The sequence below is a fragment of the Chitinophagales bacterium genome, from assembly GCA_020636535.1.
In the GTDB taxonomy this organism is placed as follows: Bacteria; Bacteroidota; Bacteroidia; order Chitinophagales; family JADIYW01; genus JADJSS01.
Genome location: JACJXT010000011.1, coordinates 1,012,650 through 1,029,013, shown reverse-complemented (window position 1 = coordinate 1,029,013; position 16,364 = coordinate 1,012,650). Strand labels below are relative to the sequence as shown.

General features: G+C 29.6%; 9 protein-coding genes and 1 pseudogene. 8 read left to right on the top strand and 2 right to left on the bottom strand.

Annotation, left to right across the window (positions count from 1 at the left end; genetic code table 11):
- Window positions 1-65: 65 nt before the first annotated feature.
- Together H6553_04765 and H6553_04760 are read right to left on the bottom strand one after the other, a co-directional pair.
- Complete coding sequence (locus H6553_04765; GenBank protein MCB9033127.1) at window positions 66-1,676, bottom strand: GMC family oxidoreductase; 1,611 nt, start codon at window positions 1,674-1,676, stop codon at window positions 66-68.
- A 175-nt stretch (window positions 1,677-1,851) separates the two neighbouring features.
- A complete protein-coding gene (locus tag H6553_04760) occupies window positions 1,852-5,358 on the bottom strand; it encodes a DUF4011 domain-containing protein (GenBank protein MCB9033126.1) in 3,507 nt (1,168 codons plus the stop codon).
- 89 nt (window positions 5,359-5,447) lie between these two features.
- Here H6553_04760 and rnr point away from each other — a divergent pair, with 89 nt between their 5' ends.
- From rnr to H6553_04720, 8 genes and pseudogenes are all read left to right on the top strand, one after another.
- A complete protein-coding gene (gene rnr / locus H6553_04755) occupies window positions 5,448-7,454 on the top strand; it encodes a ribonuclease R (GenBank protein MCB9033125.1) in 2,007 nt (668 codons plus the stop codon).
- Window positions 7,455-7,837: 383 nt separating this feature from the next.
- On the top strand, window positions 7,838-8,689 hold the full coding sequence (locus H6553_04750; protein ID MCB9033124.1) for a mechanosensitive ion channel: 852 nt from the start codon (window positions 7,838-7,840) through the stop codon (window positions 8,687-8,689).
- A gap of 3 nt (window positions 8,690-8,692) precedes the next feature.
- Window positions 8,693-9,127: a PaaI family thioesterase gene (locus H6553_04745; GenBank protein MCB9033123.1), complete on the top strand. Its 435-nt coding sequence runs from the start codon at window positions 8,693-8,695 to the stop codon at window positions 9,125-9,127.
- 583 nt (window positions 9,128-9,710) lie between these two features.
- Entirely contained in the window at window positions 9,711-11,321 is a 1,611-nt protein-coding gene (locus tag H6553_04740; GenBank protein MCB9033122.1) for an IS1634 family transposase, read from the top strand.
- Window positions 11,322-11,962: 641 nt separating this feature from the next.
- On the top strand, window positions 11,963-13,072 hold the full coding sequence (locus H6553_04735) for an acyltransferase (GenBank protein MCB9033121.1): 1,110 nt from the start codon (window positions 11,963-11,965) through the stop codon (window positions 13,070-13,072).
- 165 nt (window positions 13,073-13,237) lie between these two features.
- A pseudogene (locus H6553_04730) lies at window positions 13,238-14,232 on the top strand (DUF1016 domain-containing protein).
- Between the two features lie 16 nt (window positions 14,233-14,248).
- Window positions 14,249-15,496 (top strand): spore maturation protein, encoded by a 1,248-nt coding sequence (locus H6553_04725; protein MCB9033120.1) that lies wholly within the window; start codon window positions 14,249-14,251, stop codon window positions 15,494-15,496.
- 162 nt (window positions 15,497-15,658) lie between these two features.
- Entirely contained in the window at window positions 15,659-16,360 is a 702-nt protein-coding gene (locus tag H6553_04720; GenBank protein ID MCB9033119.1) for a hypothetical protein, read from the top strand.
- Window positions 16,361-16,364 lie beyond the last annotated feature (4 nt).

Genomic DNA, 16,364 nt, shown 5'->3' with positions numbered 1-16,364 from the left:
GAATATATTATTTTATACTGCAATGTTCTGCTAATGACAGATGACTCAAACTACAAATGACTAATCTAAAAATCTTCTGCTATTATTTTTTCCATGCTTCGTTCTGCTAGTGCTGCTATAGTTAATGCTGGATTAGCACAACAAGAAAATCCAGGCATCATACTACCATCAATACAATATAAATTGTCGTAGCCATGAAGTCTGCCATAAGCATCAGATGCTAGGTTTCTAACTGCACCACCTAATGGATGATAAGTAAAGTTAGAAGTATATCCATTGTTCTTAACCAATAGTGTATTGATTTCTCCACCATTAGCAGCATTTAATCTTGCTACAAAGTTTTTCATCGCATCAATACTCAATTGGTGTTGTTCTTTATTCCAAATTAACTCAGCTTTTTGTTTCTGTGGATTGTATTGCCAATAACCTCTTTCAGGATTATCAACAATAGCTAACATCAACAAAGATTTTAGCTCTAAACCTAATGGAAATGGTGCTTGTTCTGCTAGCAATGGAGCAATTGGATTATTTAAATCGCCATAACCAGAAACAGGAATTGCACCTTGTTTGCCACCAGTATCGTCGTTTAAGTTACTACGCATTGCCATCGTATTGCCATTATTTCCCCAAGCTTGTCCAACATGTTCATTTAAGTTAGCCAAACCACCATCATATTTAGCTTTAAGTAAAATATTCATTGTACCTACTACACCTGCATTAACAAATAAATATTTACAAGTATAAGTTTTATATTTAATGGCATTGCCACTTTCATCAATCTGAGCTACTTCTACTGCATATTTATCACTCAGTTTTCTAACGCTTTCTACACGATGCAATGTTTCTACTGTAACATTTCCAGTACCAATTGCAGCTGGAATATAGTTTTTATCTAAACTATTTTTACAACCACTATTCACACCAAAAATCATTTCACTATTCAGTACAGATTTAGAAATTTGACCAGACAATTCTTCATTTACAATGCCAAAATCAAAACCACAAGGCAACATTACTTTTTCCATACCAGCATTTTCGCAATGCTCCAAACCAACTCTCGAGTATTGATAAAATTCTGAATTTAAAATATTTTCTGGAACAGTAGAAATATCAATCATGCTATGCACTTTTGGATACCATTTCGCTTCCATCTCACTATATTCTATATCTGGAAAATGTTTAGACCAAAGCTCTACTCTTGGCTTTGGCAACATACCACCATAAACCACAGAACCTCCACCTAAACAAGTACCTCTATAAATATCCATATCGCCATTAGCAGAAGCTTTATTTCTGTCTAAAACGCCTACAAATTTATTGCCACTCAAAGGAAAATCTGGACCTAAAGGCATTTCGAATGTACCTGTTTTTAACCAAGTGGCTCTAGTATCTGGAAAAAAAGCAGGAGAAAATGCTTTGTTAGAAACTGTTGAATCGTAGAACTTACCCATTTCTAACATAGTAGTTTTGATACCAGCTTCGCCTAAACGCAACGCAGCAACCGAACCACCAAAACCAGAACCAATAACTAATGCTTCGGTTTCGTATGGATTGGCTTTTAAATCGTCTTCTTTAGAACAACTACTTAGTGTAAATGTTGTACCACCCATTGCTGTAGCTGTTGCAATTGCTGAAAGACCCAAAAATTTTCTTCTACCCAAACTATTTTTTTTCATGATAAAAGGTTAATGATTAACAACTAACCAAATATAGTGATAAAGAAAATGATTTACAATACAAATAAGCTTTTTAACAAATATTTCAATGATTAATTTACTTAAGATAAGCCATTTGAAATTTATTAATTAAACAATTAACTAATTTGAAAATTAACCTAAGTTGATAAATGAATTAATTAATTTGTTGCCATAAGTCGTAAAACCAAATATAATTAGTATTAATATTATAGTTCTGTAGTATTTTTTGTAGATGTAACTTATACCTATAACTTAATTGATGTTTATATAAAAATGAATTTTCAAAACTATACTCTGTTAAACTATTTTCTGAGTTATTCACCAAAGGCAAAGTATATCCACCTAATTGATAATTTTGAGTGAAGTTATTCGTATTATTAGTTTTGATTATTATATCTATATAGTTAGAATAATTATTATTTATTACATTATTCTTACTTTCTCTTTCTTGAGCAATCGTATTTAAAACCAATTGTTTTTGTGCTTCGTTTTGTTGACTAATTGCTTTTACAAAAGCCAAATAAGCATAAAAAATACCTTTGCCTGTATTTCCTTTTTCTTGAATAGCTGTTGGATAATTAGCAATAAATTGTTCTGGAATAGAACTAAATATTTGAATGGTTTTTTTTGCTCTTGTAATAATTACATTGAGTAGTTTATATCCTTTTTCTTGTGTAAGTGGTCCAAAATTTTGACGGAATTTGCCTTCTTCAGTTAAACCAAATGTAGTAGAAATTAATAAGATGTCTCTTTCATCACCTTGTATATTTTCTAAGTTTTTTACAAAGAGTCCGTTGGCTAATAATAATTCTAGTTTTTTAGCATTAGCTTCATCTTGTGTAGCAGTTTCATAGATTAAATCTAAAATTAAGTTTCTTTGATGTATATTAAATGTAGCAATTCCAATACTTGGTGTAGTAGTTGTATTGGCTAAATCAAATATAGTAGTAACAATAGCTTTAGCTTCAGCTTCGTTAATTCCATTTTGATACACACCGTTGATTGCATGAAATGTTATTGCTTGATAGTCTTTTTTTGGTGGCAATGGAATTAATTTAGACTGATAGAACGCTGTATTGGAAAATTCAATCAAATGATGGTGTTGTGAACGATAGTGAAAATCTAAAGTATGACTTTGATAGCCTGTATCTTCTGCATATTCTAATAAAGACTGACTATCTGCTAAAAAGCTTTCGTTTTCATCGTCGTTTTCTTCTTCATAAATAACAACAGCATTACCAAAATAAGAACTTGGTGGCATTTGATGTTTGTCGCCAGAAATAATTTTAGTTTTTCCACGCAATAGTGTAGCATAAGTTTCTTCTACTTTTAATTGAGATGCTTCATCTAATATAATAAAATCGAATAAATTATATTCTAAAGGAATTATTGATGCAGCTACACTTGGATTGACTAGTACTACTGGAAATATTGTGGTGAAGAAATCGACATCATCGTGTACAATTTTTCGTAGTGAATTTTTGCTGTTGTACTGCTTGTTTTTTCTTTGATTGTATAAATATTTTAATTGAGCAAGGTCTTTCGTAGCAATTAATTGTTGTTGTAACTCTTGCCAAGTAGCTAATATTTTTTTAGCTAATCGTTTTTTAAGTGTTTCATCATTTTGTTGCAATTGATGAATGATGTCGGTACTTTTATCATCTAATTTATTATCTAATATAAAATTTTGCAACACTTGATGATAATACCACGCTTTAAAAGTGTTTGTCCAATCGTTGATGTTTAATTGATGCATGGCTTCGTACAAAGCATGATATTTATTTTTTGATAAAACCGTTTGCCATTGTAAATAAGTATCTAATTGTTCCTGATTGTTTAGCATCCATTGGCATTGTTCTGAAAGTGTTGTTGCATCATTGTTGATTGCTAAAATATTATCTTCAATAGTATTACTTATAGTGTAATTAAATATTTTATATTGATTGATTGTTTGATTGATTTCTTCAAATGCTTCAATAGTTTTATTTTTTGCTTGAATGGCATTTTTCTTTTCTGCTGAAAATAAAGACAAGAATTGATTCAACCATTTTTTAAATCCTTTTTGAACTGTAAATGCACTATTATTCTTGTATTGATTAATATTATTTTTTATAGTATTCAAATTATAATTGCATTTTTGAATGCTATTTATAATAGTATTACTGTCGTATTGTGTAATTTGTTTGTTATTTAAAATTGTATTCCATTGCTCTGAATTTGTAACTGTATTGCTAAGTTCTTTTATACTGTCAATTTCTCTTAGTATGGTTTTGTATTCCTCGTAGTTGAAATCAAAATTTTGTTTCGCTACATTTTTTAGCAATTGATAAACGGTAGATTTTGTTTGTTCTTGTGCTATTAAATCGTAGTACAAACTCAATAATTCTATCATAGTATCATCACCAAAATAAGTTTCGTTTACAATATTTATTCTATGATTGATTTCTTCTTTCTGTATAATAAAATTATATTTTGTATCTTCAAATTCGTTTTGTCTGTATTTTGTAATTTCTAATTCATTTTCAATCTTATCTCTAACAATTTGTACAATATTTTTTCTGTCAGTATAAACATCTTCAATCATTACTGCTAATTGTTCTAAACCAATGGCTTGTAAATTATTGTACAATACTTCTAGTGCTGTTTTCTTTTCGCAGACTACCAAAACTTTCTTTTGATTGTACAATGCATTGGTAATAATTGCAGTAAGCGTTTGCGATTTTCCAGTTCCTGGTGGTCCTTGAATAATAATTTCGTTGTGTTCTTTTAGTTGATTGATGATATTTTCTTGCGATGGATCTAAAACAATTGGCGTTAACGATTCTGCATCTTCATAGTGTAGTGTATCATTTATAGGTAAATCATTATTATTTATTTTTTGAATTAGTTGTTCTACATCTGCAATAATACTTTGCTTTTGAGTTTTGTATAAACCAAACACACCAGAAAAACGAATCCAAGGATGTTCTTTCGATAAAATTTCAATCGCTTCTTTGTTGGTACAAGGTAAAATCGTAGCAATATCTTTGCTTAACTCATTCTTAGTGTTGAGTTGCAACAACAAATTTTCGCAAAATTGTAGCAACTGTGTTTCGCTAATCATTTCTTCTTCTACAAAATCTGTAGTGTCTGCAACTTTAATTTGCTCATTACTTTCTAAGTACGATTTTAATGGCTCATTAAAAATTAAAGGATGATTTTCATCACGAGAAATAATCCAAGTATTTTGTTTACTATTAGAGCGTTCAATTTGTAAATACCAAATAAATAAAGGAGCTTTTATAATTTTATCTGGTTTCTGACTATCTCTTTTTAGCAATAATGGATAACCAAATCCAAACGAATGATAACCATGTTCTGCTAATTCATCTTGCTCTTGATAATATATATAATTTAATTTCTTAATTAATTTCTTGATGATATTTTTTTCATCTTCACTTTTGTTCGATAAAGCTTTATTATCAACAGTAATTTCAAATTTAAAATTTCTTTGTGTAAGCAATAACTCTAAAAACTTTAAATGCAGACTTTGTTCAATATTCACCAAATCATAAATATCTAACCTAGCATAGTTTCCTGGTAAAGCGTTCAAATGAATAGAACGAGCATCGCCACTTTTAAGTTTAAGCAATAATTTATCGAGAAAAGTTGTATTTAGCATAATCATTAAAAACTCAAAAATAAACATAAAGCTTTTACAATCATAAACTTAATGTAAAATGGATTTTTATTAACTATCTTTGAGCTATTATGAAGCGAAAGAATAAACGAAGCGTTGATAAACAAAACAATAAAAAAAGAGACCAATCAAAGTCGAAATCTAAGAAAAATCATGAAGTATTTGTAGTTGGTAATGAACTACAAGGTACCATAGAAATAGTTAGAAGTGGTGATGCTTTTGTAGTAGTAGATGGTGTTGCAAAAGATTTTTTCATCAAACAAAAAAATACAGGCAAAGCTTTTGATGGTGATACAGTTGCCATTATGCGATTGAATAATCCGAAATCAAACAGAAAAGAAGCTATTGTAACTAATGTGATTAAAAGAAACAGAACACAATTTATTGGCGTAGTTGATAAACAAAACGACTTAATTTTTATTGTTCCAGATAATCCAGCGATAAAAACGCACTTTTTTGTACCTAACTTTAAATCGAAAGATATAACTGTCAATCACGAAGACAAAGTTGTTGTTGAGTTTACAGAATGGAGAGCAAAAGACAAAAATCCAACAGCAAAAATTATTGAAATCATTGGCAATGCAGGAAACAACGATGTAGAAATGAAGTCTATTTTAATTGAAAATGGATTTTTTACCAGCTTTCCAAAACCAGTTCACGATGAAGTCGATGCACTTAATATTGATATAAACGAAACCGAAATTGCTCAACGAAAAGATTTTAGAAATATCACTACATTTACCATAGATCCAGTTGATGCCAAAGATTTTGATGATGCTATTTCATTTAGAGTTATTGACGAAAACACAGTAGAAGTTGGTGTACACATTGCAGATGTTGAACACTATGTAAAAGAAGGCAGTAATTTAGATAAAGAAGCATTTAAAAGAGCTACTTCTGTGTATTTGGTAGATAGAGTGGCACCGATGTTTCCAGAACGCTTGTCTAATATTATTTGTTCTTTGCGACCAAATGAAGATAAATTGTGTTTTGCTGCTGTGTTTAAACTACAAACCAATGGCAAAGTTCTAGATGCTTGGTATGGAAAAACTATCATTCATTCTAATAGAAGATTTTCGTACGAAGAAGCTCAAGAAGTTATTGAAACCAATACAGGCGATTTTAATCAAGAGATTACTACACTCAATAACATTGCAAAGATTATTAGAAGTCAACGGTTTAAAGATGGTGCGATTAATTTCGACCAACCAGAAACTAAGTTTAAATTAGATGAAAACGGAAAACCTATTGGCGTTTTTGTAAAAGAACGAAAAGAAGCTCATATGTTGATTGAAGAATATATGTTATTAGCTAATAAATATGTTGCAAGATTTATGGGATTTGAACGCAATGAAAATGGAAAGGTGCCAATGGTATATAGAGTTCATGACAAACCAGACATGGATAAACTCAACGATTTTGCATTGTTTGCTAAAAAATTAGGTTATAAATTAAGTTTAGATAATCCTAAGCAAATTAAAAATGCATTGAATAAATTGCTGAACGAAATTCAAGGAAAACCAGAACAAAATTTGTTGGAATCTCTAGCTATTAGAAGCATGGCAAAAGCAATTTATAGCACAAAAAATATTGGTCATTTTGGTTTAGGATTTGATTTTTATACACACTTTACATCACCAATTCGTCGTTATCCAGATGTAATGGTGCATCGTCTATTATATAAATTATTAAACAATAAAAAATTACCACCTATATCTGAAGTCGATTACCAATGTAAACACAGTAGCGAAAGAGAAAAAGCAGCTACCGAAGCTGAAAGAGCTTCAGTTAAATATAAAATGGCAGAATACATGTTGGATAGAATTGGAGAACAATTTAATGGAGTTATTTCTGGTGTAAAAAGTTGGGGAATTTATGTAGAACTACCAGCATACAATTGCGAAGGTTTACTACGAACTGAAAATCTAACTGACGATTATTATAGCTACGACGAAAAATATATGAGAATGGTGAATAAGAAAGGAGATAAATCGTATAATTTAGGTGATGCCATTTCGGTGATTTTAGATAAAGTAGATATGGAAAGAAAAACCATAGATTTTATTTTATCTGAATGATACAACTGTGCGTCATTCCAAACTTGATTTGGAATCTATTTAGCAACAAGATTCCAAATAAATTTATTCGTAGTACTACGAAATTTTTTGGAATGACGAGCTTTACTTCCAAGCATCGTCTTCTGAAAGAAACGCTGCGATGAATAAACAATGCATCTATTAATCTATTGTAAAAATTATAAAAAGATTGCCTTCTAAAGTTTAGAATAACGATTTTTTGCTTTATTTTGTTTTATAACAAATGTGATATTGAAAATAGACCAACATTATATATAACTCATTCTGAATTTATTTCAGAATCTTCTAAAAACAGATTCCGAAACAAGTTCGAAAAACAAGTCTGCTTTATAAATCAATTTGGTATTAAATTAAAAATATAATTTATGAGAATAGATAAGTTTTTAGATTATTCTTTGATTTCAATTAAGAATTACGACTTAACAGTTTCAAGATTGATAGCTATTTCCATTATCATTGCTTTTTTTTATGGTTTATATCGATTAATCTATTGGATACTTGGACAAAGAGTTAAACAAAATAAATTAGATTTTGGTTCTAAAAAAAGTATAGCTAGTTTAATTAAGTATTTCTTTTGGATTTTAGCTATCATTTTTTCACTACAATCTCTAGGTATCAACATTACCATTTTACTAGCAGGTTCTACTGCCTTATTAGTAGGTTTGGGTTTAGGTTTACAACAAGTTTTTCAAGATTTCGTTTCTGGCATTGTACTACTTTTCGACAGAAGTATTAAAGTAGACGATATTATGGAAGTGAACGATATTATAGGAAAAGTACAAAGCATTGGACTAAGAACTTCAAAATTAATTACTATTGATGGTATTAACATCATAGTACCTAACCATAAACTAACTTCAGATAATGTAATTAATTGGAGTCACGATTTAAAAGCATCTCGATTTAAAGTTTCGGTTGGTGTTGCTTACGAAACTGATTTAGAAAAAGCTAAAAAAGTACTAGAAGATTGTTTGGTTGAAGTTTCAGGAATTTTAAAAAACCAAGAGAAGTACAAAAACTTTGTAAGAGTTGCCGATTTTGCAGACAGCTCTATTGTGTTTGAAGTACACTTTTGGACTTATAACATTTTTTCTATCGAACAAATTAAAGGCGAATTGCGTTTTTTAATCTGGCGAAAATTCAAAACGCATAATATCACTTTTCCATTTCCACAAAGAGATATTTATATTAAAAACTACGATGCAAAGAATCAATAAATCATGTCTAATAATCCAAGAGTACAATTATTTAAGAGCGTAATAGGCAATACCATTTGGCAAGACAAATATCCAATTATAAAACTATTGAATGGCGAAGTCTTAGCAGTAGAAGAAGGTCATTTAACCATTCAGTTTACCATAACCAAAAATCTACTCAATCCAAATGGCATTTTACATGGTGGCATTATGTCAACAATGTTAGACGAATTAATGGGTGCTGCTTTATTTACGATGAACAACGAAAATCCTTTTGCAACTATCAACTTAAATGTAGATTTTTTATCAGCAGCTAGAGAAAATGATATCATTATAGGTATTGGCGAAGTTGTTAAAAACGGAAAAACAGTTGCCAATACCAAAGCCAAACTACTATTAAACAACAAAGTCATAGCCAAAGGTACCAGTAACTTAGTACGAATGCCCAATAAAGTCTAGTCGTCATATCAAGACAGTAAGAGTCGTCATAACGAAGAGGTACGACGAAGTCATCTATTAATAGATTGTCATATTGAAGAAAACGCAGTGTAGCGAAATAATTCCTATCAAAAAAACATCAACACATTGAAAAAATATAAATATAATATCATATATTTATATAGAATAATTTACTAACACATGAACATATTATATATAGTTGCGTTCTTATTACTTACTTCTGAATATTTCACATGAGATTCAGAGTCAAAAATTGGAGAACGAATTGAGACTGTACTATATGATTAGGATAATCCAAATATTGGATTTGATTTGGCAATAGAAAATATAAAACTTTTGTAAAGATTATTTATTGACGGTTGATTATAAATCCGATAAAGAATCATTAAACGGAAAAAATAAAAAAGGGTTTACAACAAAAAATATAAAATAGTTAGACTCACTCGAGTTTGACACCTTTTCATAAAATATGACTGAGAACGCCTTATTTTATTGAGTTTTGTTTTTATTTTTTCAAATTTGTAGTGAGCCGATTTTTTTTTGGTTGCTTTTATAATTAGTTTATCCGCTCTATTTTTGCAGTATGTCATTTTTGCGGATAGAGAAAAAATCATCAGGCACGTATTTGCGTATCTTAGAAAGCTATCGAAATGATGAGGGCAAATCAAAGCACAAAATATTACACACACTTGGCAAAGTAGAAGATTATAAACCAGCCCAATTGCGAGCCATCGGTATCCAATTATTTGAGTTAGGTGGTGGCGAAGTAAAGGCATTGCTAACTGGCGATTTGTTAGAATTAGGCAGATACAATTATGGCTATCAATACCTCTACCAAAAAGTATTACAGCATTATGGTTTGCAAGATGTGTTTCGCAGAATAGCCTCAAAAAACAAACTACAATTTAATTTTTCGGATGCTGTTTTGTTGATGCTTTTAGAGCGATTACAAGATCCGTGTAGTAAACATCAAAATTATCTACATCAGTCGGAATATCTTAATTTGCCTACTGTTTCGCTACATCACTTGTATCGAACTTTAGATAAATTAGCCGACAATCAATCGCTCATTCAACAACAAATTTTCCAAACAGGCAGAGATTTATTTAATCAAAAATTGGATGTTGTATTTTATGATGTAACCACTTTGTATTTTGAAAGTGAAGTAGAACAACAAGGCAAACTTAGGCAAAAAGGATTTAGTAAAGATGGCAAAATAGGAAACACACAAATCTTGTTTTGTATGCTCATAGATACTGATAAAAATCCGATTGGTTATCAAATTTTTGAAGGCAATACCTACGAAGGACATACTTTTGAAAAAGCATTAATCGATTTAAAAAAACAATATCAAATAGAAAAAATAATTATGGTAGCAGATAGAGGTATGTTATCGAAACATAACATCGAAATTACCAAAAACAATGGCTACGAATTTATACTTGGCGAACGCATCAAAAGTTTACCTAAAACATTACAAACCGAGCTTACCGATTTAGCTTCTTTTACCAAACAATGGATATACCATGATACAACTGGCGAAGCCATTGTAATTACATATAAAACCGTAGAACACGATGGTAAAACAATCATCGTAACACACAGCCAAAAACGAGCAAAAAAAGACAAACAAGATAGAGAAGACAAAGAAGCTACAGCTAAAATACTATTAAAAAATACAGCTCTAATTACCAAAAAAGCAAGTAGGTTTTATATACAACAAAACCCAAAAGGCAGCTATGAACTGAATGAACAAAAACTAATAAACGATGCAAAGTACGATGGCATTTTGGCTATTAGCACCAACAACAAAACCCTTACAGCAACACAAGTATTAGAACAATACAAACAACTTTATAAAATAGAACACACCTTTAGAACCTTTAAAGCACACTTAGAAATAAGACCCATGTTTCATTGGACAGACAAACGAATTAAAGGACATATTTGTTTATGCTATATCGCTTATACACTATTAAACTACACACTACAAAGAACCAATAAAAGCGGACTAAAACTCACAGAGAATACGCTAAGAACTACGCTAAATAAAATGCAAGTAAGCTTGTTACAACACAATAAAGAGCAAATCTATGTACGTTCAAGACCAACAGAAAACGAAATTGCACTTCAAAGAGCAATAGGTTTAATGCCATTACAACCCATCATTCCAAAAGACAAACTAACACTATAAAATCCAATTTGTAGTGAGCCAATCCAATAACACTATTGTTGATAATCAATTAATTAACTCAATATCGTGTCAAACTTGAGAAAAAAACATCAACACATTGAAAAAATATAAATATAATATCATATATTTATATAGAATAATTTACTAACACATGAACATATTATATATAGTTGCGTTCTTATTACTTACTTCTGAATATTTCACATGAGATTCAGAGTCAAAAATTGGAGAACGAATTGAGACTGTACTATATGATTAGGATAATCCAAATATTGGATTTGATTTGGCAATAGAAAATATAAAACTTTTGTAAAGATTATTTATTGACGGTTGATTATAAATCCGATAAAGAATCATTAAACGGAAAAAATAAAAAAGGGTTTACAACAAAAAATATAAAATAGTTAGACTCAGTAGTTGTTGCTCATATCAAGAGATATGTAGCTTAATATTGAATAGCTCTGTAATTCTCATATTTGCATATTACAGAGTATGCGGTGAAGGAATACATCAACTTAAGATACCTCAAAGATCTTCATAAACTAAGCATATTGACAATATTAGGCTACTTGTAAACTTCGTTTGCTTTCCGTAACTTCACAATCCGTCATTATATTAGCGGTAGTGTAAAAAGTTTCAATATGAAAGATAGAGTACATTTTAGCGGATTAAATGGACTAAGAGCAATAGCTGCACTTGCAGTTGTTTTTTCCCATACTACAGCAGGGTTAAATGAGTTCGGGCTAAATCGGTTTATTTTCGGAAAATATGCAGACGGAAATCCTAAAGCTACATTACTAGCAGGTTTTGGTGTTTCTATATTTTTTGCTTTAAGCGGTTTTCTAATCACCTACTTACTTTTAAAAGAAAAAGAATCAGGAGGAATTAATATTAAAAATTTCTACATAAGAAGAATACTAAGAATTTGGCCACTTTATTATTTGTATTTTGGCTTGACATTAATTACAACATACATCTTTGATATTCCTTACGACAAAACATATATTTTTTATTATATATTTCTTTTAGCCAATATTCCTTTTATTTTTGGTGGAATGCTTCCTTTTTTAGGACACTATTGGTCATTAGGTGTCGAAGAACAATTTTATTCTTTCTGGCCTTGGGTTGTTAAAAAATCAAAATCAATCTTGAAAATTACGACTATTATTTGTATAGGTTTAATAGCTTTAAAAACAATAGTAAGAGTAATTGAAATTAAAACATTAAATGGAGAATCAACTTTATTTTATAAAATTATTCATGTAACAAGATTTCACTGCATGTTAATTGGAGCAATTGGAGCAATCTTGTATTATGAAAAAAATACTTTGTTTCTAAAACTAACAAACAATTTATTTACTCAATTTATATCTTGGATAATCATTCTCTTGGTTACAATTAATAAATTTCATCTAGTATCATTCTTAGACAATGAAATAATATCAGTGATAACAGTATTTTTAATTATTGGACAAATTGAAAAAAGTAATAGAATTGTAAATCTGAATATTTCATTCTTTGATTTTATAGGAAAAATTTCTTACGGAATTTATGTAATACATCCTTTAATTATATTTTTTTTGTCAAAAATTATTGTCATTTCATACAAATCAGTAGCACTAAATTATATATTAGTTTATTTTTCAGTTTTTGCCACAACAATAATATTGTCTTATATTTCGTACCATTACTTTGAAAAACGATTTTTGGATATGAAAGACAAATATTCAACCATAAAAAGTTCAGGATAAATAAACTACTTATTAATAACAGTAACTACTACACAACCAAGTAAATATTAATTGACAAATAAAAAACTTCTATACAAAATAGAAACAATTTATATTACAAATTCATTTTTTAATTTTTTGTTGCTTAGGTATATCTCTGCATAGCAAATTATCTATCTTTGACATATGGATATTTCTGTACATTTTCAAGAAATTAGAAATTTAATCATAGTAGCTAGAAAGCAATCTTTTAAAGCATTAAATAAAGAACTTATTAAATTGTATTGGAATATTGGTAAATATATTCATCAAAAAGTTAAAACTTCAAAATGGGGTAAAAGTGTAGTTGCTAATCTTGCTGAATATTTAAAAGAAACGGAACCAAATACTAGTGGATTTTCTGCTCAAAATCTTTGGCAATGAAACAGTTTTATGAAACTTATGCTAGTAATGAAAAACTCTCACCATTGGTGAGAGAAATTACTTGGAGTAATAACTTAGTCATTATTTCAAAAACTACATCTAATGAAGAAAAAGAATTTTATTTAAGAATATCAATCAAAGACAACCTAACAAAAAGAGAACTTGAACGACAAATTGATAGTGGACTTTTTGAAAGAGTTTTAACAACTAATACAAATCTCTCACCAGCGTTGAGAGCAATACACCCAAGTACTGAAAATATTTTTAAAGAACATTATATACTTGACTTTCTTGCTTTACCAAATAATCATTCAGAAAAAGACTTGCGTAAAGGAATAATCCAAAACTTTAAACAATTCATTCTTGAGTTTGGAAAAGACTTTAGTTTTATAGGTGAAGAATATAGAATACAAGTAGGTAATAAGGATTTTTTTATTGATTTACTATTCTACCACAGAGATTTACAATGTTTGGTAGCTATAGATTTAAAAATTACGGACTATAAACCTAAATATCTCGGAAAAGTGGAATTCTACCTCGAAGCACTAGATAATGACATAAAGAAAGAACATGAAAAGCCAAGTGTTGGTATTATTCTATGCAAAAGTAAAGACCAAAAAATTGTACAATACTCCATAAATAGAAGTTTATCGCCTACTTTAGTTGCTAAATACCAAACCGAATTATTTGACAAAAATTTATTAGAAAATAAACTAGAGGAATTTTATAGATTAGCAGAACAAAACAACAGTCAATAAACCAAATAATATACATATGATATTAAACTATATTTGGATAGCATTTTTTCTAGTAGGATTTGTAGTAGCATTCATCAAAATGCTTTTTGGTGATACCGAAATCTTTTCAACTATATTGACACAAATGTTCGATAGTGCTAAACTTGGTTTTGAAATTGCATTAGGTTTAACAGGCATCATGGCATTTTGGTTAGGCATGATGCGTGTTGGCGAAAAAGGTGGCGTAATTAAAGTATTCGCCAAATTAGTAAATCCGTTTTTTAGTAAACTCTTTCCAGATATACCAAAAGACAACGATGCAAATGGTAGTATCATCATGAATTTTTCTGCCAATATGCTAGGTTTAGACAATGCTGCTACACCATTAGGTTTAAAAGCCATGCAAGATTTACAAAGTATCAACAAAGATAAAGCAGTAGCAAGTAATGCTATGATTATGTTTTTAGTATTGAATACTGCTGGTATTACACTAATTCCAACATCGGTTATTGCTATTCGACAAACCATGGCAATAGAACAAGGTTTAGTTGGTTTTAATGCTGCCGATATTTTTCTTCCAACACTTATAGGCACTTTTATTTCATTCGTTTCTGGAATGTTAGCCGTAGCATGGTTTCAAAAAATAAAAATATTACAACCAGCTATATTATTATTTTTACTTGGTTTTTCTGGACTAATGGCTGCTTTATTCTTTTGGTTGAAGCAGTTTCCAGCAGACGAAATGAGCACCATGATTAGTTTAATTGGAAGTGTTATTATTATTAGCATCATTATACTATTTATATTTATTGGATTTATTAATAAAATAAATGTATACGATTGTTTTGTAGAAGGTGCTAAAGATGGTTTTAAAACTTCTGTAACCATTATACCATATCTTATCGCTATTTTGGTAGCTATTGCAGTATTTAGAGCTTCTGGTTGTTTAGATTTTATAGTAGATGGCATTGCTTACGCTGTAAATGCTATTGGCTTAGATGATAGATTTGTACCAACACTACCTATTGGATTAATGAAAACAGTAAGTGGAAGTGGTGCAAGAGGTTTAATGGTAGATGTAATGCAAACTTATGGTGTAGATAGTTTTCAAGGAAAGCTGGCATCTATTATTCAAGGTTCTACCGAAACTACTTTTTATGTATTGGCAGTTTACTTTGGCAGTGTCAACATCAAAGAAACAAGATATGCTGTTACTTGTGGTTTAATTGCAGATTTCGTAGGACTAATTGGAGCTATTTTAGTTGGTTATCTCTTTTTTGGATAAGTGATTATCTTTTATACAAACCAATACATACCAACAATAAACACACAATTAATTCTTTTTTATATTAAATAAAATAAAGTAAAAATCATACACTTACAACTCATCAACAATTGTTTAAAGAATTGATTTGTTTAAACCAAAGCAAAACTCAATTTTTATAGTATGAAAAATATTTTTCTTTCAATGGTACTACTTTTAAGTACTATAGTTGTTTTTGCACAAAATGATGAAATTCAGACGATAGACATTACTAAAGTCCAACCAATGCAAAATAACTATACTTACAATAGTACTAGCAGTGGCATTCTAAAAACCGATACATTAAGAACTTATAATGTTTATTTAAGTGAAGTCAACACACCATTTGGAATTTCTTACAGAGCAAATGATAAACAAATTTCATATAAAAGATATACAGAATTAAAACAATTCTGGCGAGCTATTGATGCTTGCGAACCTTGTCTATTAAATACTTATGATATTGATGATAACTTAATATCTTCTTCTTTTCAGTATCATACTTGTTTGTGTGGATTTTATGAATCGTTTTACGATGATGGCAAGAAAAAAGTAAGTGGTGCATATCTACAAAATACCACTGGTAATTGGGAAAACATGAAAGAAAGAGGTCTGTGTAATATTAAAACTGGTATTTGGACTTACTACTTACCTAATGGCAATATAGAGCGACAAGAAGAATATCAAAATGGTGTTATGGTCAATCTAATTAAAGGAGAAAGCAAAGTTATTCCAGCAGTTGATGTCTACAATAGAGAAAACAACAACGAAGACAACAATGCTAGCGAAACTTCTGAGCAAAAAGGACTAATCAATAAAATTAAGAATAAGAAAAAAAATAATTGATACT

What these genes read in the sequence shown, in the direction of transcription:
- H6553_04765 (MCB9033127.1), bottom strand. Translation starts at nt 1,676, where the DNA reads ATGAAAAAAAATAGTTTGGGTAGAAGAAAATTTTTGGGTCTTTCAGCA.
- H6553_04760 (MCB9033126.1), bottom strand. Translation starts at nt 5,358, where the DNA reads ATGCTAAATACAACTTTTCTCGATAAATTATTGCTTAAACTTAAAAGT.
- rnr (MCB9033125.1), top strand. Translation starts at nt 5,448, where the DNA reads ATGAAGCGAAAGAATAAACGAAGCGTTGATAAACAAAACAATAAAAAA.
- H6553_04750 (MCB9033124.1), top strand. Translation starts at nt 7,838, where the DNA reads ATGAGAATAGATAAGTTTTTAGATTATTCTTTGATTTCAATTAAGAAT.
- H6553_04745 (MCB9033123.1), top strand. Translation starts at nt 8,693, where the DNA reads ATGTCTAATAATCCAAGAGTACAATTATTTAAGAGCGTAATAGGCAAT.
- H6553_04740 (MCB9033122.1), top strand. Translation starts at nt 9,711, where the DNA reads ATGTCATTTTTGCGGATAGAGAAAAAATCATCAGGCACGTATTTGCGT.
- H6553_04735 (MCB9033121.1), top strand. Translation starts at nt 11,963, where the DNA reads ATGAAAGATAGAGTACATTTTAGCGGATTAAATGGACTAAGAGCAATA.
- H6553_04725 (MCB9033120.1), top strand. Translation starts at nt 14,249, where the DNA reads ATGATATTAAACTATATTTGGATAGCATTTTTTCTAGTAGGATTTGTA.
- H6553_04720 (MCB9033119.1), top strand. Translation starts at nt 15,659, where the DNA reads ATGAAAAATATTTTTCTTTCAATGGTACTACTTTTAAGTACTATAGTT.